The organism is Pseudomonas sp. TSO6, from assembly GCF_056098905.1.
In genome coordinates, this window is record NZ_JBLZWV010000045.1 from 1 (window position 1) to 18,450 (window position 18,450).

21 protein-coding genes are annotated in these 18,450 nt (G+C 62.1%); 12 read left to right on the forward strand and 9 right to left on the reverse strand.

The window, feature by feature from the left end; genetic code table 11:
* The first annotated feature begins 354 nt into the window (after positions 1 to 354).
* Together rhtA and ACN6NG_RS20135 are read left to right on the forward strand one after the other, a co-directional pair.
* Positions 355 to 1,242 (forward strand): threonine/homoserine exporter RhtA, encoded by an 888-nt coding sequence (rhtA, locus tag ACN6NG_RS20130; protein WP_063426608.1) that lies wholly within the window; start codon positions 355 to 357, stop codon positions 1,240 to 1,242.
* A 194-nt stretch (positions 1,243 to 1,436) separates the two neighbouring features.
* Complete coding sequence (locus ACN6NG_RS20135) at positions 1,437 to 1,718, forward strand: hypothetical protein (protein ID WP_049276076.1); 282 nt, start codon at positions 1,437 to 1,439, stop codon at positions 1,716 to 1,718.
* A gap of 52 nt (positions 1,719 to 1,770) precedes the next feature.
* Here the strand turns inward: ACN6NG_RS20135 and ACN6NG_RS20140 are convergent, their stop codons facing one another.
* Both ACN6NG_RS20140 and ACN6NG_RS20145 read right to left on the reverse strand, forming a co-directional pair.
* Entirely contained in the window at positions 1,771 to 3,081 is a 1,311-nt protein-coding gene (locus ACN6NG_RS20140; protein ID WP_169725178.1) for an IS4 family transposase, read from the reverse strand.
* Between the two features lie 115 nt (positions 3,082 to 3,196).
* On the reverse strand, positions 3,197 to 5,005 hold the full coding sequence (locus tag ACN6NG_RS20145) for an aminopeptidase P family protein (protein ID WP_063425341.1): 1,809 nt from the start codon (positions 5,003 to 5,005) through the stop codon (positions 3,197 to 3,199).
* Positions 5,006 to 5,225: 220 nt separating this feature from the next.
* Here ACN6NG_RS20145 and ACN6NG_RS20150 point away from each other — a divergent pair, with 220 nt between their 5' ends.
* Together ACN6NG_RS20150 and ACN6NG_RS20155 are read left to right on the forward strand one after the other, a co-directional pair.
* Complete coding sequence (locus ACN6NG_RS20150) at positions 5,226 to 6,344, forward strand: DUF3182 family protein (protein WP_474315744.1); 1,119 nt, start codon at positions 5,226 to 5,228, stop codon at positions 6,342 to 6,344.
* The gene (locus ACN6NG_RS20155) at positions 6,328 to 7,098 is read left to right on the forward strand and encodes an alpha/beta hydrolase family protein (protein ID WP_049276080.1); all 771 of its coding nucleotides are present in this window, start codon (positions 6,328 to 6,330) and stop codon (positions 7,096 to 7,098) included. Before ACN6NG_RS20150 ends, ACN6NG_RS20155 begins: the two co-directional genes overlap by 17 nt.
* Here ACN6NG_RS20155 and ACN6NG_RS20160 read toward each other — a convergent pair.
* Complete coding sequence (locus ACN6NG_RS20160) at positions 7,077 to 7,457, reverse strand: antibiotic biosynthesis monooxygenase (RefSeq protein ID WP_059396123.1); 381 nt, start codon at positions 7,455 to 7,457, stop codon at positions 7,077 to 7,079. The two genes, ACN6NG_RS20155 and ACN6NG_RS20160, sit on opposite strands and share 22 nt — an antisense overlap.
* Before the next feature lie 141 nt (positions 7,458 to 7,598).
* Between ACN6NG_RS20160 and ACN6NG_RS20165 the strand changes: the two genes are divergently transcribed.
* Positions 7,599 to 8,147, forward strand: coding sequence for a cysteine hydrolase family protein (locus ACN6NG_RS20165; RefSeq protein WP_049276083.1), 549 nt, complete (start codon positions 7,599 to 7,601; stop codon positions 8,145 to 8,147).
* A 163-nt stretch (positions 8,148 to 8,310) separates the two neighbouring features.
* Here the strand turns inward: ACN6NG_RS20165 and ACN6NG_RS20170 are convergent, their stop codons facing one another.
* A complete protein-coding gene (locus ACN6NG_RS20170; RefSeq protein WP_049276084.1) occupies positions 8,311 to 8,874 on the reverse strand; it encodes a helix-turn-helix domain-containing protein in 564 nt (187 codons plus the stop codon).
* An 83-nt stretch (positions 8,875 to 8,957) separates the two neighbouring features.
* Between ACN6NG_RS20170 and ACN6NG_RS20175 the strand changes: the two genes are divergently transcribed.
* The 7 genes from ACN6NG_RS20175 to ACN6NG_RS20205 all read left to right on the forward strand — a co-directional run bounded on the left by ACN6NG_RS20175 (position 8,958) and on the right by ACN6NG_RS20205 (position 16,115).
* A complete protein-coding gene (locus ACN6NG_RS20175) occupies positions 8,958 to 9,908 on the forward strand; it encodes a DMT family transporter (RefSeq protein ID WP_474315750.1) in 951 nt (316 codons plus the stop codon).
* A 149-nt stretch (positions 9,909 to 10,057) separates the two neighbouring features.
* Positions 10,058 to 12,973 carry a monovalent cation/H+ antiporter subunit A gene (locus ACN6NG_RS20180; RefSeq protein WP_016500626.1) on the forward strand — a complete coding sequence of 972 codons (2,916 nt, stop codon included), beginning with the start codon at positions 10,058 to 10,060 and terminating at the stop codon, positions 12,971 to 12,973.
* The gene (locus ACN6NG_RS20185) at positions 12,973 to 13,317 is read left to right on the forward strand and encodes a Na+/H+ antiporter subunit C (RefSeq protein ID WP_003250128.1); all 345 of its coding nucleotides are present in this window, start codon (positions 12,973 to 12,975) and stop codon (positions 13,315 to 13,317) included. Before ACN6NG_RS20180 ends, ACN6NG_RS20185 begins: the two co-directional genes overlap by 1 nt.
* Positions 13,314 to 14,993, forward strand: a complete 1,680-nt coding sequence (locus tag ACN6NG_RS20190; RefSeq protein WP_063425339.1) for a monovalent cation/H+ antiporter subunit D — start codon at positions 13,314 to 13,316, stop codon at positions 14,991 to 14,993. Before ACN6NG_RS20185 ends, ACN6NG_RS20190 begins: the two co-directional genes overlap by 4 nt.
* Entirely contained in the window at positions 14,990 to 15,478 is a 489-nt protein-coding gene (locus ACN6NG_RS20195; RefSeq protein ID WP_016500628.1) for a Na+/H+ antiporter subunit E, read from the forward strand. The genes ACN6NG_RS20190 and ACN6NG_RS20195 overlap by 4 nt, the downstream gene beginning before the upstream one ends.
* Complete coding sequence (locus ACN6NG_RS20200) at positions 15,475 to 15,753, forward strand: K+/H+ antiporter subunit F (protein WP_003250109.1); 279 nt, start codon at positions 15,475 to 15,477, stop codon at positions 15,751 to 15,753. Before ACN6NG_RS20195 ends, ACN6NG_RS20200 begins: the two co-directional genes overlap by 4 nt.
* Entirely contained in the window at positions 15,750 to 16,115 is a 366-nt protein-coding gene (locus ACN6NG_RS20205) for a Na+/H+ antiporter subunit G (protein WP_063425337.1), read from the forward strand. Before ACN6NG_RS20200 ends, ACN6NG_RS20205 begins: the two co-directional genes overlap by 4 nt.
* A 12-nt stretch (positions 16,116 to 16,127) precedes the next feature.
* On the opposite strand, the gene ACN6NG_RS20210 is transcribed toward ACN6NG_RS20205, so the two are convergent.
* The 5 genes from ACN6NG_RS20210 to ACN6NG_RS20230 all read right to left on the reverse strand — a co-directional run bounded on the left by ACN6NG_RS20210 (position 16,128) and on the right by ACN6NG_RS20230 (position 18,315).
* Positions 16,128 to 16,340 (reverse strand): hypothetical protein, encoded by a 213-nt coding sequence (locus ACN6NG_RS20210; RefSeq protein WP_197899487.1) that lies wholly within the window; start codon positions 16,338 to 16,340, stop codon positions 16,128 to 16,130.
* Positions 16,337 to 16,807, reverse strand: coding sequence for a hypothetical protein (locus tag ACN6NG_RS20215; RefSeq protein ID WP_016500631.1), 471 nt, complete (start codon positions 16,805 to 16,807; stop codon positions 16,337 to 16,339). The genes ACN6NG_RS20210 and ACN6NG_RS20215 overlap by 4 nt, the downstream gene beginning before the upstream one ends.
* A gap of 345 nt (positions 16,808 to 17,152) precedes the next feature.
* On the reverse strand, positions 17,153 to 17,347 hold the full coding sequence (locus ACN6NG_RS20220) for a hypothetical protein (protein WP_049276091.1): 195 nt from the start codon (positions 17,345 to 17,347) through the stop codon (positions 17,153 to 17,155).
* A gap of 178 nt (positions 17,348 to 17,525) precedes the next feature.
* Positions 17,526 to 17,930: a TraR/DksA family transcriptional regulator gene (locus tag ACN6NG_RS20225; protein WP_016485822.1), complete on the reverse strand. Its 405-nt coding sequence runs from the start codon at positions 17,928 to 17,930 to the stop codon at positions 17,526 to 17,528.
* Between the two features lie 97 nt (positions 17,931 to 18,027).
* Complete coding sequence (locus tag ACN6NG_RS20230) at positions 18,028 to 18,315, reverse strand: hypothetical protein (RefSeq protein WP_474315760.1); 288 nt, start codon at positions 18,313 to 18,315, stop codon at positions 18,028 to 18,030.
* Between the last annotated feature and the right edge of the window lie 135 nt (positions 18,316 to 18,450).

Sequence of the window (18,450 nt, forward strand, 5' to 3'; positions counted from 1 at the left end):
CAAGCACCCACACGAATTGCTTGATTCAATTTGTTAAAGAGCGTTTGGTTAAGAGCTTTTCGTCTCAACCGAGGCGCGCATTCTACGCTTTCCTCAGAGCCTGTCAAGCGTTTATTTTGAAGTTTTTCCCGAGAAACTCGTTTAGCTTCAAGCACTTGACTCAACCAGGTGGCTAGCTTTACTTCGCTACCCCGCTGGAATGGTGCGCATTATAGGGCCGTCATTACGCAGGTCAACCTTTAATTTCAGTTATTTGAAATATTTGTGGCTAATCCACTTGAGGGCTACCACGCGCTCTAGCAATTGCGCACTATATTGCTCACCCCTACCCCGCCCAAGGATCGCCGCACCTAAATGAACACCCAGCCCCGCAGCCTGGCCGCCACTCTCTTCCCGATCGGCTTGCTGCTTATCGCCATGGCATCGATCCAGTCCGGTGCCTCCCTGGCCAAAAGCATGTTCCCCATCATTGGCGCACAAGGCACCACCACCCTGCGCCTGATCTTCGCCAGTATCATCATGCTGCTTATATTGCGCCCATGGCGGGTACGCATGACCGCCACCACCCTGCGCAACGTGGTCATCTACGGCATGGCACTGGGCGGGATGAACTTCCTCTTCTATATGGCCCTGCAAACAGTGCCGATCGGCATCGCCGTGGCCCTGGAGTTCACCGGCCCGCTGGCAGTGGCGATCTTCTCCTCGCGCCGGCCGATCGACTTCCTGTGGATTGCCTTGGCCATCGCCGGCCTGCTGCTGTTGCTGCCAGCTGGCCACAGCGGCCAGGCACTCGACCCGGTGGGCGCTGCTTACGCCCTGGGCGCAGGTGTATGCTGGGCCCTCTATATTCTGTTCGGGCAACGCGCCGGGGCCGAGCACGGTATCCAGAGTGCAGCCTTGGGGGTGGTAGTCGCCGCCCTGTTCGTCGCCCCCATCGGTATCGCCCACGCCGGTAGCGCTCTGCTCACACCTGCCTTGATCCCCATGGCCCTGGCCGTTGCGGTACTGTCCACCGCCCTGCCCTACAGCCTGGAAATGGTTGCCCTCACGCGTATCCCGGCACGCACCTTCGGCACCTTGATGAGCATCGAACCGGCGTTCGGCGCACTGTCCGGCCTGCTGTTCCTCGGCGAGGTGCTGACACTCACCCAATGGCTGGCGATCGGGGCAATCATCGCCGCGTCGGTTGGCACTACCTTGTCCATGCGCAAGGAGCCCACACCAACTGTTGCAGCAGACTGATATGAGAAATATTTTCATTTGAGACAGGATTAGTGATTGTAGCCGCCCGTCTCGCTGATTAAGCTGTCACAGAATCATCATCTTTACGCTATCTACTGGACCGAATACGGACGCTGGGGATATTTTCAGGAAGAAGCGAAGCGATAACGACCGGGCCAGACAGCTGATCCCCCCCTTTGCATTTAAGGACAGGAATGAAACGTATTTTTCTCATCCTGGCCATCTTGGCTATTGCTGGATGTGCCGCTACAGCCAAGACTGAGGTCAAAAGGGGCAAGAAGGGCCTGCATATCAATTGCTCCGGTCTTTCCTCCTCATGGGACAACTGCTACAGCAAGGCCGAGAGCTCCTGCAGCAAGCGCGGATACCGAGTCATCGCCCGTTCTGGCGACAGCGATGAAGAAGCCGGTGACTACTTGTTCGGCATCAACCCGGCGGGGTACACCAGCCGCAGCATGATCGTCATCTGCAAGTAGAAAAAAGGGCAGCTCACAGGCTAATGCCAGTCAGTTAAGCTGACTGGCATTTTTATTTTCGGGTCGGGTATTTTGCTGGTCGCTGTTTCACCACCCGCGGAAACCATCGATCCGGTCGCCGATGAGGCAGAACATACTGCGCCGCCGATGCCTGCAGATCCGCCAAAAATCCAGGCAGATTGCCGGGATGGTTGAGTGATGTGCCATGCAGCAAGCCTAAAATCGCCCAACTGCAGGCGGTAAAGCTCAGTTCGCATGGATATACACCTGGGCACTGTCTCGACATCTGCACCATCTGATACCGCAACAGGTTGTAGCCCAAGAGCACGCCCCACAACTCTTGCGCGATCATCTCCGGCGTCTTGCTCCGCAACGTGTACTCACCCCCTAACAGTCCTTGCTTGATCTCTCGGTAGCCAAGCTCGATTTCCCAACGCTGACTGTAAAGATCAACGATCTCATCACCTGGGAAGCGCAGGGTATCGGTCATGGAGGTCAGCACGCTTACAATCTTGCCTTTGATCGTTTTGCTTAGCAGCCGCGCTCGAATTTCCAGCGGCAAGCCTGGCCATTGCTTGCGAGCCTGGGGCGAGGTACGCAGCACGACCACAGCATCATTGCGTCCAAGCTTGTGCTCTACCTCGTACTGAGTGCCCTTTTTCAAGGGGATCAGCCAGTGCCGATGCTCGCCTTGCGATTGCCAGTGGTGCAGTAAGCCCAGCGAATAGAAACCTTTGTCGAACAGGGTCAACGAATGGTTTGGGGTGGTGGCGATCAACTGTTCTGCCAGCTTCATTTCGCTGCTGTGATAGCTCTCGAAAGTGCTGTTTATCAGCAAGTGGCTGGTCAGCTCCATCTGACAGACCATCCGGACCTGAGGAAAGCCGCCATCCCCATGCTGGTTGGTCGCGCCGCCATAACACGCTCGGTTTTCAGCTGTGTCAGGCGTGCTCCAGACGACGCCGTCAACTCCCAGTAGTGTCAGCCCCAACCACTGCGGGTGCTTGGTTTCTTCGTGCCATCGCTGTTGGGTGAGCTTGAAAACTTCACGTACAGCTTCGCTACCTAGCCGTTGCCGCCCTTGCACAACCGCGCTGGGCGCCACAAGAGGCCGCTTGCCCGGCAGTATGATGTCCATGTGATTCACAACATCCCAAGCCGACATCCGGCGAAACAACGCCATGCCGATAATGCACCACACCAGGCTTTCAAGCGGGAGGCGACGCTTGCGAATGGTTGAGACGCCCGCTGTCTCAAAAGCTTGTTTCACGATTTCTGGATCGAGCAACGCTCCCAGACCCTCCAGGGCATTTGGCCGCGATGCCATTTCGTGAGTGAGGGACAGGGCTTGTGACAGGCGCATAAAAAATCCGATGCTCGTTTCCAAGCATCGGATTTTGCGGCCTTAGGGATAAAGGTCAATGTCTCAGTCTTAACTGACTGGCATTAGCTCACAGGCTGCCCTTTTTCATTTGCCCTTACAGGGGCTCGGTACGCACCTGCAGCCAGGCCAGCGCATCACCCTTGAGCAGCGGTGCCAGACGCTCACGCACGTTCGCGTGATAGCCGTTCAGCCACTCCACCTCTTCCTTGGCCAGCAGCTTGGGCAACAGGCAGCGGGTATCGATCGGGCACAGCGTCAAGGTCTCGAAGCGCAGGAAGTCGCCGAAGGCACTCTTACCCGCCTCACGGTTGACCACCAGGTTCTCGATACGGACACCCCACTGCCCCGGGCGGTATGTACCCGGCTCGATCGAGCTGATCATGCCCGCTTGCATCGCGGTCTGCGGTGCAGGTGTCGCCTGGTAGGCAATCACTTGGGGCCCTTCGTGCACGTTCATGAAGTAGCCAACACCATGCCCGGTACCGTGGCCATAATCGACCTGGTCAGCCCAAATTGGCGCCCGGGCAATGGCGTCGAGCAACGGCGACAGTATTCCTCGCGGGAAAGTGGCACGCGACAGGGCGATCATGCCCTTGAGTACCCGGGTGCAGTCCAGCTTCTGTGCGTGGCTGGGGTTACCGACTGGCACCATACGAGTGATGTCGGTGGTGCCACCCAGGTATTGCCCGCCAGAGTCGATCAGCAGCAAGCCATCACCCTCGATTACCGCATGCGACTGCTCGGTGGCACGGTAATGCGGCATGGCGCCATTGCCATTGAACGCGGCAATGGTCGAAAAACTCAGCGACACGAAGTTCGGGCGCCGGGCACGTGCGGCACTCAATTGCTCGTCAACTGTCAGCTCGGTAATGACCTCCTGGCCAAGGTTGGCCTCGAACCAGGCGAAGAACTCGCACAAGGCCGCACCGTCCTGCTCCATGACATGGCGGATATGCACCAGGTCATCGTCACGTTTGCAGGATTTGCTCAGGGTGGTAGGGTTGAGCCCCTCGACCAGCACCACCTCTGCCGCCAGGTTGCCCAGCAGGCCGCAGGTGACACGGGCAGGGTCCACCAACAACCGCGCCCCCACCGGAACAGCGGCCAGGGCGTTGCCTGCCTCGTTATAGTTGCGCACCTCGATGCCGTCCACCGCCAGCACCTGACGCAAATGCTCGTCCACCTTGTCCTGGCCCACGAACAGAATGGCCTGCTGCTGACTGATCAAGGCAAAGGCCAGGAAAACCGGGTTGTACGAAACATCACTGCCACGCAGGTTGAACAGCCAGGCGATGTCATCCAGAGTTGCAATAAAGTGCCAGTCAGCCCCTTTGGCCTGGATGCCCTGGCGCAATTGCGCGAGCTTTTCCGCCCGGCTTACCGTGGCGTGCGGCGGCAAGTGCTGATACACCGGGTTGGCGGGCAGCGCCGGGCGCCCTTCCCAGACCTGGGCTAGCAGGTCCTTGTCGGTCACCAGCCTTGCCCCACGGGCCTTGAGCCGCTCACCCAGCTGGCGCGCCGACGCCAGCGCCATGACGGCCCCATCCACCGCGACGTTGCCATCGGGCTCGACATTATCACCCAGCCACTCCAACGCCCCGGGCTTGCCGGGCAGCAGCTTCATCAGCTCGATACCGCTACCGGCCAGCTCGTGATCCGCCTGCTCCCAGTACCGGCTATCGACCCACAACCCTGCAAAAACGGGCGTGACTACCAGCGTGCCGACCGAGCCGTGAAAACCCGAAAGCCACTGGCGCCCCTGCCAGTAACCGGGCAGGTATTCGGAAAGGTGGGGGTCGGCCGAGGGTACCAGCAAGGCATCGATGCCCCCTGCTGCCATGGCCTGGCGCACCTGCGCCAGGCGCTGTGGCACGCTTTGCTCAAGGGTGGTCTGGACGTTCATGCGCTCTCCTGCGGCTACATCACGGTTGATCCAATACGCTGATAATGGAACAGCCGCCAGAGCCCTGCAATCGGGAAGACCAGGACACGGCATGCATTGCCCGTCACGCCCTGTGCCAACAGGACGCTTCCTACAAAAGGGCCAGGACCACCGATCAAGTTCCGCTGAACTTCCCCAGGACACCGGCTTCAGACACAGTACATTCATTGCACACAGGCAAATGACCATGCCCAGTGCCAGCGCACCGAAAGCCGGCGTAGTGCTGCTCGATACCCGCGATCATACGCCTGACCATGAGCATGCCGTGCACCTCAAGCTAGCCGATGGCCTGGCCGGCCTGCTGGGCTGCCAGCACGTCCATCCCGCTCATGCACCCACCGCCGCTGATAACTACTATTACCTACCTACCGAAACGCTCGTCGATCCCAAGCACCCTGCCACCTTGGGCATTCGCAGCGAGCAGGACCTGTTTGGCGGCCTGGTGCCATGCCCCTACATGTCGACCAAGGCAATCTCCCACCCACTGCCAGCCGGGGCCAGCTTCCCGCCGGGCTGGACCGACGACTTCGCCCGACAGGCAAGCGACGCCTTGCTGCGCGGCTATACCGTGTTCAGCAAAGCCGACGCGCGCAGCGCCGCACAATTGCTGCTGCTCGACGGCCCCCTGAGGGTCAAGCCCGTGCTGGCCTGCGCAGGCCGGGGGCAGCAGGTCATCACCAGTGCGGACGCGCTAGAGCCTCTACTGGCGGGCATGGATGACCAGATGCTGGCGCTGTGGGGGCTGGTGCTCGAAGAAGACTTGAGCGATGTAGAAACCTTCAGCGTCGGCCAGGTGCGCGTCGCCGGCCTGACCTGCAGCTATCACGGCACCCAGCAACTGACCCGTGACCATCAGGGCACCGAGGTGTACGGCGGCTCCGACCTGGTGGTGGTACGTGGCGATTACCAGGCGCTATTGCAACTACCACTGGAAGACTACATGCGCCTGGCCATCAATCAGGCGATCGCCTACGAGCAGGCTGCCGAGCAACACTTCCCCGGTTTCATCGCCTCGCGGCGCAACTACGACATCGCGCGCGGCCTGAACCCCCAGGGCCACCTGCGCAGCGGTGTGCTCGAACAATCCTGGCGCCTGGGCGGTGCCAGCAGTGCCGAGCTGCTGGCCCTGCAGGCATTTGCCGATGACCCGGCATTGCAGCGGGTGCGTGCGTCGACCCATGAAGTGTTCGGCACCCCCGACCTGCCCGCTGACGCCACCCTCTTCTACCAAGGAAACGACAGTGAACTCGGACAACTCAGCAAATTTGCACGGATTCGCGAACATGGCCGTTCAGAGTGAAACCGTTGAACTGCAAGTCGACAACGACAGCATTGTCGGCACCCTGGTCAGCCCTGGCAGCAAGATGCCGGGCATCCTCTTCGTCCACGGCTGGGGCGGTAGCCAGCAGCGTGATCTGGCCCGTGCCCGGCACATCACCGGGCTGGGCTGCGTGTGCATGACCTTTGACCTGCGCGGCCACGAAAAAACCGAAAGCCAACGCCTGACGGTCACCCGTGAACAGAACCTGCAGGACCTGCTGGTGGCCTACGACCGGCTGCTCAGCCATCCGGCGGTAGACAGCAGTGCCATCGCCATCATCGGCAGCAGCTATGGGGGATACCTGGCAACCTTGCTGACCCGCGAGCGGCCAGTCAAATGGCTGGCTCTGCGGGTGCCGGCCATGTACTGGGACGACGAATGGAACACCCCCAAGCAAACCCTCGACCGCCAACGCCTGAACGCCTACCGCCAGCAATCGCTAGGCCCGGCAGACAATCGCGCGCTGGCGGCGTGCGCAGAATTCGCCGGTGATGTGTTGCTGGTAGAGTCCGAGCAGGACGACTACGTGCCGCACAGTACGCTGATGAGCTACCGTTCGGCATTCGTCAGCGCCCACTCACTTACCCATCGCATCGTCGACGGTGCCGACCACGCGTTGTCCAGCGAAGCGAGCCAGAAAGCCTACAGTTCGATCCTGGCGGCGTGGATCAGCGAAATGGTGATCGGTGCCCGCCTGGACCGCTACCCGCACTACGCCCCCTGGTATGCCTGAGGCTCACCCACCTCGCACTGCAGGCCACCATCAGCGCCACGCACCAGGCTGCGCAAGGTCTGGTAGGCGGCAAAGTTGACGCCCCGCGCCTGATGCTGGCCCAGCAGTTCAAGGAAAGACTCCTCGACGAAGTGCACGGCCGCCGCCGCCCACGCCTGACGAGATTGCCATTGCAGGTACTGCAACACCCGGCTGCCATCGTCACTGGCCTGGATGCTGACACCCTGCAGCCCTTCGCAGCGCGTGGCCAGCGCCTCGCTGCGCACCACCAGCGCCTGGGCCAGCGCTTGCTGGCACAGGCTGGGCACTTCGTATTCGATCATCTGGGTGAACCACAGCGCATGAGGGTTTGCCGACATCGACGTTCTCCTGGTTACGGACGCATGCTTGGCGATGCCGAGCAGGGTAAAACCTCAAGCAAAGTCAAGGTCAAGTGGTTTCTGCCCGTGCAAACAGCCTATAACTAACGTCTCCCGACAACTACTGCCACAGGAGGCAGCATGAGCAAGCAGGCGCTGATCATCATCGACATCCAGAACGACTACTTCCCAGGCGGCAAGTGGGCCCTCGATGGCGCCGACCAGGCGGCCGACAACGCCGCCAGGCTGCTGGCGGCGGCACGCCAGCGCGGCGACCTGGTGGTCCATGTGCGGCATGAATTCGACAGCGCCGATGCGCCATTTTTCGCACCCGGTTCGCAGGGTGCGGCCATCCACGCCAAGGTCGAGCCGGTGGCAGGTGAGCCGGTGGTGCTCAAGCACAAGGTCAACGCCTTCCTCGGTACCGACCTTGAGAACACGCTGGACCGACATGGCGTGGAAGCCTTGACCATCGTTGGCAGCATGAGCCACATGTGCATCGATGCCGCTACCCGTGCCGCAGCCGACCTGGGCTACACGGTGACCGTGGCGCACGATGCCTGCGCTACCCTGCCGCTGGAGTTCGACGGCAAGCAGGTGCCGGCGGCGCAGGTGCATGATTCGGCGATGGCAGCCTTGGCGTTTGCCTATGCGTCGGTGGTGAAGACCGATGAGCTGCTGAAGAACTGATCGGCATCAGAGCTTAGGGGGCGCTTTGCGCCCCTTTCCGACCGGTCCGGCGCCCCGGCGAGGCCGCTCCCACAGGTAATGCGCAAGCAAGAACCGTAAGCGATCCCTGTGGAAGCGGCCTTGTATCGCGATGGGCTGCACAGCAGCCCCAACGCTTGCAAACTCAGATCACCACATTACGCACGAAACGCACTGCCACCACCCCATCGTTACGGTAGGCATACTGGCAGTTGCTAGGGAACACATGGAACTGCCCCACCAGCAGCCGATGCTCAACCCCTTCAATGACCAGCGTCAGTTGCCCTTCTGCCACATAGATCTGCTCGCTCCAGCCTTCGGCATCAGCCTCGCTGGAATAGCACTCGCCCGGTGCCAGGGTCCACTCCCAAAGCTCCACCTCACGCCGTGCCGCACTGCTACCCAGCAGCACGGCCTTGCTCTGCGGGTATTCACCGGCCCAGGCCAGTTCCTCGATGCGCCCGGGGTCACGCTGGTCCGGTGCCTGGATCAAGGTGCTGAAAGCCACCCCCAAAGCCTCGGCGATCAGGTCGAGGGTGGTCAGGCTGACATTCTTCTCGCCCGCCTCGATTGCCACCAGCATGCGCCGGCTGACCCCTGAGCGCTCGGCCAACGCTGTCTGGCTCAACCCGGAAGCATGGCGCAGGCTGCGTACGTTGAGGCTTACATGTTGCAGCACCGATGCCCGATGCGAAGTATCTTTGTGCACTATATTGCTCACCGATAGAGATTGCGCAGTATACTGCCCACTTTGCGGCGATTGTGCGCCGCCCCCTCCGAGTGCGCAAGACCATGAGCCAGGCCCGCAACACACCCACCCGCGCCGTTACCTTTCGCCTGAGCAAGGCAGAACTGGTGCTGGTGTTCATCACCATGTTGTGGGGCGGCACCTTCCTGCTGGTGCATAACGTAATGACCGTCAGCGGTCCGATGTTCTTCGTCGGCCTGCGCTTCGCTGCGGCAGCGCTGTTCGTGGGCGTGGTTTCGGCGCGGGCGTTGCCCGGGCTGACCTTCACCGAGCTCAAAGCCGGCATGCTGATAGGCGTGTCGATCATGCTCGGCTACGGCCTGCAAACCATGGGTCTGCAGACCATCAGCAGCAGCCAGTCGGCGTTCATCACTGCGTTGTACGTGCCGTTCGTGCCGCTGTTGCAGTGGCTGGTGCTGGGCCGCCGGCCTGGCCTGATACCCAGCATCGGCATTTGCCTGGCATTCATCGGTCTGATGCTGCTGGCCGGGCCGGAAGGCGGCAGCCTGCACTTCAGCGAGGGCGAGGTGGTTACCCTGGTCAGCGCCGTCGCGATCGCCGCCGAAATCATTCTGATCAGCCGTTACGCCGGCCAGGTCGATGTGCGCCGGGTCACCGTGGTGCAACTGGCGACCGCTTCGCTGCTGGCGTTCCTGATGATCGTGCCGACCCAGGAGCGCATCCCCGACTTTTCCTGGCTGCTGCTGGCCAGCGCAATAGGCCTGGGTGCCATGAGCGCGGTGATCCAGGTGGCCATGAACTGGGCGCAGAAGTCGGTCTCGCCCACCCGCGCCACCCTCATTTATGCCGGTGAACCGGTGTGGGCCGGGATCGTCGGGCGCATCGCCGGCGAACGCCTGCCGGGCGTGGCGCTGCTCGGTGGCCTGCTGATCGTGATCGCGGTGGTGGTCAGCGAGCTCAAGGTACGCCGCCCCCGCGAAACCGTCGAAGCACACGACGTCCAGAGTGAAGGCGAGCGCCAGACTGGCCTGTAAAGCTGACAACAGCGACTATGCTTTGTAAAAAACTGTTAAAAAAAAACAGCTTGTCACAGCCTGTTTGTAGGATTCTGCGACAGCTTGCGTGTTGGTGATCACTTCCCCGGCACGTATGATCTTTGCAAACTTCTCCAGAATAGGCCCCTATGTCATTGATAGTGCTATTGCTTCTGCCGTTCGTGGGCAGTTGCCTGGCAGCCGTGCTGCCGCACAACGCACGTAACGCCGAGTCCATTCTCGCCGGGCTCGTGGCCCTGGTCGGCACCGTCCAGGTAGCACTGCTGTACCCTCAAATTGCCCACGGGGGCGTGATTCGCGAAGAATTCCTCTGGCTGCCCAGCCTGGGGTTGAACCTGGTACTGCGCATGGACGGCTTTGCCTGGCTGTTCTCGCTGCTGGTGCTGGGCATCGGCACGCTGGTGTCGCTGTATGCGCGCTACTACATGTCGCCACAGGACCCGGTGCCGCGTTTCTTCGCCTTCTTCCTGGCCTTCATGGGCGCCATGCTCGGCCTGGTCATTTCCGGCAACCTGATCCAGCTGGTGTTCTTCTGGGAACTGACCAGCCTGTTCTCCTTCCTGCTGATCGGCTACTGGCACCACCGCGCAGACGCCCGGCGTGGCGCCTACATGGCGCTCATGGTGACCGGCGCAGGTGGCTTGTGCCTGCTGGTGGGTGCCCTGCTGCTCGGCCATGTGGTCGGCAGCTATGACCTGGACAAGGTCCTGGCTGCCGGCGACACCATCCGCCAGCATGCGCTGTACCCGGTGCTGCTGCCCCTGATCCTCATCGGCGCCCTGAGCAAAAGCGCACAGTTCCCCTTCCACTTCTGGCTGCCCCATGCCATGGCAGCGCCCACCCCGGTATCGGCCTACCTGCACTCTGCCACCATGGTCAAAGCCGGGGTGTTCCTGCTGGCGCGCTTCTGGCCGGTGCTGTCGGGCAGCGAAGAGTGGTTCTGGATCGTCGGCGGTGCCGGCGCCCTCACCCTGCTGCTCGGCGCCTTCGCCGCCATGTTCCAGAACGACCTCAAAGGCCTGCTGGCCTATTCGACCATCAGCCACCTGGGCCTGATTACCCTGCTGCTGGGCCTGAACAGCCCGCTGGCCGCGGTCGCGGCGGTGTTCCACATCCTCAACCACGCCACCTTCAAGGCCTCGCTGTTCATGGCCGCCGGCATCATTGACCACGAGAGCGGCACCCGTGACATCCGCCGTCTCAGCGGCCTGATCCGCCTGGTACCCTACACCGCCACCCTGGCCATGGTGGCCAGCGCCTCCATGGCCGGCGTGCCGCTGATGAACGGTTTCCTGTCCAAGGAAATGTTCTTTGCCGAAACGGTGTTCATCAGTTCTACCGCCTGGGTCGAAGCAACGCTGCCGGTGATCGCCACACTGGCCGGTACCTTCAGCGTGGCCTATGCCCTGCGCTTTACCGTAGATGTGTTCTTCGGCCCCACTGCGCAGGACCTGCCCCACACCCCGCACGAACCGCCACGCTGGATGCGTGCGCCGGTCGAACTGCTGGTACTCACCTGCCTGGTGGTGGGCATCTTCCCCGCCCAGTCGGTCGGCCCGCTGCTGGCCGCCGCAGCCCTCCCGGTAGTAGGCGGTACCCTGCCAGAGTACAGCCTGGCAATCTGGCATGGCTGGAACGCGCCCCTGATCATGAGCCTGGTGGCCATGAGCGGCGGCATCGTGCTGTACCTGCTGCTGCGCAAGCAACTGCGCCTGGGCCGCTTCCCGTACCCACCGGTGATCGAACGTTTCAATGGCAAACGCCTGTTCGAGCACGGCCAGGTGCACCTGATGTTGCTGGCCCGGCACGTCGAGCGCCTTTTCACCACCCGCCGCCTCCAGGCACAACTGTTCATGCTGGTGCTCGCCGCCTTCCTCGCCGGCCTCACGCCCATGCTGTACAGCGGGCTCAGCTGGGGCGACAGGCCCAAGATTCCGGGTTCGGGCGTGTTCGTCGCGCTGTGGCTGATCGCCATTGCCTGCGCCATCGGCGCCGCCTACCAGGCCAAGTACCACCGCCTCGCGGCACTGATCATGGTCAGTGTCTGCGGCCTGATGACCTGCATTACCTTTGTCTGGTTTTCCGCACCCGACCTGGCCCTGACCCAGCTGGTGGTGGAGGTGGTCACCACGGTGCTGATCCTGCTGGGCCTGCGCTGGCTGCCACGGCGTATCGAAGGCGTATCGCCGCTACCGGGCAGCCTGGAACGCGCGCGCATGCGCCGTCTGCGCGACCTGCTACTGGCAGTGCTGGTGGGTGGCGGCATGGCCGTGCTGTCTTACGCGATGCTGACCCGGCCGACGCCCAACGACATTTCCTCGTTCTACCTGAGCCGGGCGCTGCCCCAAGGCGGCGGCACCAACGTGGTCAATGTCATGCTGGTCGACTTCCGCGGCTTCGACACCCTCGGTGAAATCACCGTGCTGGTGGCCGTGGCGCTGACCGTGTTCGCCCTGCTGCGACGCTTCCGCCCGCCGAAAGAAAGCATGCAGTTGCCGGCGCAACAACGCCAGCTCGCGCCTGATGTGGTCACCGACCTGATCAACCCGCGGCATGCCACCGACACCGCCCTGGGCTTCATGATGGTGCCTGCGGTGCTGGTGCGCCTGCTGCTGCCCATCGCCCTGCTGGTGTCGATGTACCTGTTCATGCGTGGCCACAACCAGCCAGGTGGCGGCTTCGTCGCCGGCCTGGTGATGTCGGTGGCGTTCATCCTGCAGTACATGGTGGCTGGCACCCAGTGGGTAGAGGCGCAGATGAGCCTGCGCCCACTGCGCTGGATGGGCACCGGTTTGCTGTGCGCCACCCTGACAGGGGTCGGTGCCATGCTGCTGGGCTACCCGTTCCTGACCACCCATACCGCCCACTTGCACCTGCCGTTGCTCGGAGATGTGCACGTGGCCAGCGCGCTGTTCTTCGATGTTGGCGTGTACACCGTGGTGGTCGGCTCGACCCTGCTGATCCTCACTGCCCTGGCGCACCAGTCGGTGCGCGCCTACCGCCCGGGCAATTCATCGAAAACCAGCCAAGCAGGAGCCGCCTGATGGAAGAAGTCATTGCAGTCGCCATCGGCGTGCTGGCCGCCTCGGGGGTGTGGCTGATCCTGCGCCCTCGGACCTACCAGGTGATCATGGGCCTGTGCCTGCTGTCGTACGGCGTGAACCTGTTCATCTTCAGCATGGGCAGCCTGTTCATCGGCAAGGAACCGATCATCAAGGATGGCGTCACCCAGGACCTGCTGCACTACACCGACCCGTTGCCCCAAGCCCTGGTGCTGACGGCCATCGTCATCAGCTTTGCCATGACCGCGCTGTTCCTGGTGGTGTTGCTGGCCTCGCGCGGCCTGACCGGTACCGACCACGTGGATGGCCGGGAGCGTGACGAATGAATGGCATGAGCCAACTGATTGTCGCGCCCATCCTGCTGCCACTGGTAACGGCAGCCGTGATGTTGTTGCTGGGGGAGAAACACCGGCGTATCAAGGCCCGCCTCAACCTGCTGTCGACCTTCGCCGGCCTGGCCGTCGCGGTCAGCCTGCTGCTGTGGGTGCGCACCCAGGGCCAGGCGGAGTCGATCGGCGTCTACCTGCCGGGCAACTGGCCTGCACCGTTCGGGATCGTCCTGGTGGTGGACCACCTGTCGGCGCTGCTGCTGACCCTCACCGGGATCATCGGCTTTAGCGCCCTGTTGTTTGCCCGCGCCCGCTGGGACGGGGCCGGGGCCAGCTTCCATGCGCTGTTCCAGATTCAGCTGATGGGCCTGTACGGCGCCTTTCTCACCGCTGACCTGTTCAACCTGTTCGTGTTCTTCGAGGTGCTGCTGGCAGCTTCCTATGGCTTGCTGCTACATGGTTCGGGGCGTGCGCGGGTACGTGCCGGCCTGCACTACATCGCCATCAACCTGTTCGCCTCGTCGCTGTTCCTGATCGGCGCGGCAATGCTGTATGGGGTAACCGGTACCCTGAACATGGCCGACCTGGCGCTGAAGATCCCACTGGTACCGGAGGCCGACCGTGGCCTGCTGCATGCCGGTGCGGCAATCCTGGCCATGGCCTTCCTGGTCAAGGCCGGTATCTGGCCGCTGAACTTCTGGCTGGTGCCGGCCTACTCCTCGGCCAGCGCGCCGGTAGCTGCGTTGTTCGCCATCATGACCAAGGTCGGCCTGTACGCCCTGCTGCGCCTGTGGACCCTGCTGTTCTCCGGGCAGGCCGGGGCCTCGGCGCATTTCGGTGGCGAATGGCTGGTGTACGGTGGCCTGGTCACCCTGGCAGTGGCAGCAGTGTCGATCCTGGCGGCACAACGCCTGGAACGCATGGCGGCGCTCAGCATCCTGGTCTCGGCCGGCACCCTGCTTGGCGCCGTCGGCTTTGCCCAGTCGGCGCTGACGGGTGCGGCGCTGTTCTACCTGGTCAACTCGACCCTGGCGCTGTGCGCGCTGTTCCTGCTCGCCGAACTGGTCGAACGCTCGCGCTCGGCCAACGAAGTGCCGCTGGACGAGGAGGAAGACGCCATGCCGCCACCGCTGGAGTCGTTGCACCCACCCAAGGGCATCAACCTCGACGACGAGCAGAAGGTGGTGATCGGCCAGATCATCCCGTGGACCATGGCTTTCCTCGGCCTCAGCTTCATCGCCTGCGCCTTGCTGATCATCGGCATGCCGCCGTTGTCGGGCTTCGTCGGCAAGCTCAACCTGATCAGCGCACTGTTCAACCCGCAGGGGCTGGGCGTGCCGGCCGAGCAGCCGCTGAGTGCGGCGGGCTGGGGCTTGGTGGCGCTGCTGATCCTGTCCGGCATGGCCTCGCTGATCGCCTTTGGCCGCGTCGGCATCCAGCGTTTCTGGAAGCCCGAGGAGCGCCCGTCGCCGGTGCTGCGCCGCTATGAGTGCCTGCCAATCGTCATCCTGCTCGGCCTGTGCATCATCCTCAGCCTCAAGGCCGAGCCGTTGCTGCGCTACACCCAGGACACCGCCGCCAGCCTGCAGGCCCCCGATGCCTACATTGAAGCCGTGATGGCCGCCCGGCCGATGCCTGGCCCCACCTCGCTCGACATCCAGGTGCAGCCATGAACCGACTGTTCCCCGCCCCGCTGCTATCGGTTTCGCTGTTCGGCCTGTGGCTGCTGCTGAACCTCTCGGTCAGCCCCGGCAACCTGTTGCTGGGCGCCGCACTTGGCGTGCTGGCGCCACTGCTGATGGCGCCACTGCGCCCACAGCATGCCCACGTGCGTCGACCAATGGTCATCGCCCGGCTGATAGGCCGGGTAGGCATCGATGTGATCCTGTCCAACCTGCTGGTTGCCCGTGGCGTGCTGCGTGCTGGCAAGCAACCACCACGCTCGGCGTTCGTGCACATTCCGTTGGCCCTGCACGATGCACATGGGCTGGCGGCACTGTCGATGATCACTACGGTAGTGCCCGGCACGGTCTGGTCCGAGCTGGCGCTGGACCGCAGCGTATTGCTGCTGCATGTGTTCGACCTGGACGATGAGGCGGCCTTTATCCAGCACTTCAAGGACACCTATGAACGCCCGCTGATGGAGATATTCCAATGACAGGCCTGCTCGCCAATGCTGTCCTTGCCAGCCTGTTCATCTTCGCCTTGGCCATGGGCCTGGCGCTGATCCGGCTGTTCCGTGGCCCGTCCGCCCAGGACCGGGTGCTGGCGCTGGACTACCTGTACATCCTGGCCATGCTGACCATGCTGGTGCTGGGTATCCGTTATGCCAGTGACACCTACTTCGAAGGTGCCCTGCTGATTGCGCTGTTCGGCTTCGTCGGCTCGTTTGCCCTGGCCAAGTTCCTGCTGCGCGGTGAGGTGATCGAATGACCGAACCCCTGGTACTGCCCTTCTGGCTGGAAGTGGTCACCGCCGCGCTGCTGCTGACCGGCAGCCTGTTCGCCCTGGTCGGTGCAATAGGCCTGGTGCGCCTGAAGGATTACTTCCAGCGCATGCACCCGCCAGCGCTGGCGTCGACCATTGGCGCCTGGTGCGTAGCGCTGGCTTCGATCATCTACTTCTCATGGCTCAAGGAAGCACCGGTACTGCACGCCTGGCTGATTCCCATCCTGCTGTCGATCACCGTGCCAGTGACCACGCTGCTGCTGGCCCGGGCGGCGTTGTTTCGCAAGCGCATGTCGAAAGAGCCAGTGCCTGAAGAAGTCAGCAGCGGCCGCGACCGGGGCAACTGAAGGGCCGCCGCCTCACCCTTGGCTGAGGCGCTGCAGCTCCCGCCGTACCATGGCGGCATAAGGGGGCGGACCGAGCCGGTACAACTCACCCGCCACCCAGTGCAACCAGGCGCCTTGCAGCTCCCCACGCCTGGCCAGCAAACGTTCGGCCTCGGCCACGGCATCTGCCTGGTGCTGTCTATGAAACTCGACACGCGTGACAGGCGCACCGCCACTGTCGGTCATTCACTGGCCTTGAAGGTGGTCAACTCGCCCTTGCGCCATTTGGCAACCTTGCCGGTCACCGCCTTGAGCAATTTGCCCAAGCCTTCCTGAACCTGCTGTTGCGCGGCGAAAACCAGCATCACGCCATGCCCCTCGCGCAACACGATGCCCTCACCCTCGGGTACCGACACGAAGGCATAATCGCCCACGCCATACACATTCAGTTTGATTTCGCGAAAGCGCATTTCCAGCTTGCCACCTTCACGGCTGGGCAACACCGCAGCGCGGAAGTGATCGCCGACTTTCAATTCAAGGCGCTGCTTGTCATCGACCACCAATGCTTCTTCGGTGTCGATTTCGGCCATGTAAAGGCCTTCGGGTGTTTGTTCGGTAACGTAGATAAAACGCCCCTGGAACAGCTGGGCCAATTTACCGCGCAAGTCGCCCAAGGCGAACAACGCATGGGTATCAAGTGTGCTGACTGCCAATGAAGTAATCCTCAACCGGTTACAACCCGCCCTCTCCCAAGCTCGGGGAGGCACGGCCATTTCTTATCGATAGGCGAAAAGAGTAATAAAGCGATATGCGAAATGTCTGTGCCCGCTGACGATGCAGCGTGCAGGAATCTTTACTCTGGTTTGCCAGATTCGCCCTCAAACGAAGGCGTTTGGCTCATTCCCGACTTGGGAAGCGTGATGCCTGAGATCACTTACCAGAAAACGCAACCATGGGGGTAAGCCTGCAAGTAGACAAGCCCTGGCATCCACGTGCGTATTACCGTAGGACAAATATGCCCGAAAACACCGAAACCCGTCGAGAGGCAAAAAACAATTTCAGGCGGCCAGGCCTTTCTTCAGTTGCTGCTGCCAGGCAGCTTGGCATTCAAGTGCCTCTGCACGCGTGGCGAAGGCGGTGCCCCGACGCTCGCCATTGACCAGCACCACCCAACAGATGCGTTTACCCAGCGCCTGCAAGGTGGCTGGCACTCCCGAACCTATCATCACGGCTACATCGACCCGGCTATTCATCATGCCCTCCGGCACTTAGTTAGCACCCTAACGATAGCGTTATGATACGCCTGCCCGCCGGGAGAAAACAGCGCTTCGCGGTACAGCACTGTTACGTTCGGGACAACAAAACCGGTATCAGCAAAAAACACAAAAAGCCCCAGGGATTGCTCCGTGGGGCTTGGCACCGCGCGCGGATTTATACCTGGCGCTGGTGGCGGTCGAGCTGCTCGTGGCGCTCTTGCGCTTCGATGCAGTACTTGGTGGTCGGGCTGATCAGCAGGCGCTTCAGGCCAATTGGCTCACCGCTGTCATCGCACCAGCCGAAGCTCTCGTCGGAGATACGGTCCAGCGCCATTTCCAGCTGAGGCAGCAGGCGCTGGTCGCGGTCGATGGCATTGACCAGCCAGCTACGCTCTTCTTCGACCGACGCCACATCGGCAGGGTCCGACGGAGTGTCCAGGCCTTCGATGGTGGCACGGCTGAGCTCGATGCGTTCATGGGTTTCGACTTTCATCGACTGCAGCAGGCCAGTGAAGAAAGCCAGCTGGTCAGCGTTCATGTAGTCATCGGCCGACATGGCCAGCAACTGTTCCTTGGTCATCGATTTCTCTATGAAAAAATGTGCATTGGGGCGATTCGGGTGCCGCCGACGCCTTGGCATCGGCAGCGGAAATTTTCAAGCGCCAACCGGCACTCTTTTACAGGGGGCGGCAGTCTAAGGCGCCACGTCGCGTGGAGCAACTGCAATTGGGTGCAAATTTGCTTCCAGTGCTTACAATCCGCCGGTCGGCACTGCGGCTGCGCTTCTGTGCCTTCAGTAAACTGTAATTCCAACCGCGCCCCCGCCCGCCCCAGCGGCTGTTGATCTTGACCTTGATCTTGACCTTGATCTTGATCTTGATCTTGATCTTGATCTTGATCTTGCTTTTGATCTTCGCGACTTCAGGAGGCCGAACGCAGGCCTTGCGAAGGGAGGTGACGGGCATGGATGCCTGTCAAGCGCTGGGCCCCAGGATGGGGCCTGCAGCGCGGTCCTCCCGGGAGCGAGGCCGGAGTGAGGGAACCCCGGAGCGCAGCGCAGGGGCCGGATGATCGGAGCGCAGCGTTTTTTGGTTACTTTT

Excerpts from the sequence above, each read along its gene's own strand:
- rhtA (WP_063426608.1), top strand. The coding sequence starts at position 355 with ATGAACACCCAGCCCCGCAGCCTGGCCGCCACTCTCTTCCCGATCGGC.
- ACN6NG_RS20135 (WP_049276076.1), top strand. The coding sequence starts at position 1,437 with ATGAAACGTATTTTTCTCATCCTGGCCATCTTGGCTATTGCTGGATGT.
- ACN6NG_RS20140 (WP_169725178.1), bottom strand. The coding sequence starts at position 3,081 with ATGCGCCTGTCACAAGCCCTGTCCCTCACTCACGAAATGGCATCGCGG.
- ACN6NG_RS20145 (WP_063425341.1), bottom strand. The coding sequence starts at position 5,005 with ATGAACGTCCAGACCACCCTTGAGCAAAGCGTGCCACAGCGCCTGGCG.
- ACN6NG_RS20150 (WP_474315744.1), top strand. The coding sequence starts at position 5,226 with ATGACCATGCCCAGTGCCAGCGCACCGAAAGCCGGCGTAGTGCTGCTC.
- ACN6NG_RS20155 (WP_049276080.1), top strand. The coding sequence starts at position 6,328 with ATGGCCGTTCAGAGTGAAACCGTTGAACTGCAAGTCGACAACGACAGC.
- ACN6NG_RS20160 (WP_059396123.1), bottom strand. The coding sequence starts at position 7,457 with ATGTCGGCAAACCCTCATGCGCTGTGGTTCACCCAGATGATCGAATAC.
- ACN6NG_RS20165 (WP_049276083.1), top strand. The coding sequence starts at position 7,599 with ATGAGCAAGCAGGCGCTGATCATCATCGACATCCAGAACGACTACTTC.
- ACN6NG_RS20175 (WP_474315750.1), top strand. The coding sequence starts at position 8,958 with ATGAGCCAGGCCCGCAACACACCCACCCGCGCCGTTACCTTTCGCCTG.
- ACN6NG_RS20180 (WP_016500626.1), top strand. The coding sequence starts at position 10,058 with ATGTCATTGATAGTGCTATTGCTTCTGCCGTTCGTGGGCAGTTGCCTG.
- ACN6NG_RS20185 (WP_003250128.1), top strand. The coding sequence starts at position 12,973 with ATGGAAGAAGTCATTGCAGTCGCCATCGGCGTGCTGGCCGCCTCGGGG.
- ACN6NG_RS20190 (WP_063425339.1), top strand. The coding sequence starts at position 13,314 with ATGAATGGCATGAGCCAACTGATTGTCGCGCCCATCCTGCTGCCACTG.
- ACN6NG_RS20195 (WP_016500628.1), top strand. The coding sequence starts at position 14,990 with ATGAACCGACTGTTCCCCGCCCCGCTGCTATCGGTTTCGCTGTTCGGC.
- ACN6NG_RS20200 (WP_003250109.1), top strand. The coding sequence starts at position 15,475 with ATGACAGGCCTGCTCGCCAATGCTGTCCTTGCCAGCCTGTTCATCTTC.
- ACN6NG_RS20205 (WP_063425337.1), top strand. The coding sequence starts at position 15,750 with ATGACCGAACCCCTGGTACTGCCCTTCTGGCTGGAAGTGGTCACCGCC.
- ACN6NG_RS20210 (WP_197899487.1), bottom strand. The coding sequence starts at position 16,340 with ATGACCGACAGTGGCGGTGCGCCTGTCACGCGTGTCGAGTTTCATAGA.
- ACN6NG_RS20220 (WP_049276091.1), bottom strand. The coding sequence starts at position 17,347 with ATGAATAGCCGGGTCGATGTAGCCGTGATGATAGGTTCGGGAGTGCCA.
- ACN6NG_RS20225 (WP_016485822.1), bottom strand. The coding sequence starts at position 17,930 with ATGACCAAGGAACAGTTGCTGGCCATGTCGGCCGATGACTACATGAAC.
- ACN6NG_RS20230 (WP_474315760.1), bottom strand. The coding sequence starts at position 18,315 with ATGCCCGTCACCTCCCTTCGCAAGGCCTGCGTTCGGCCTCCTGAAGTC.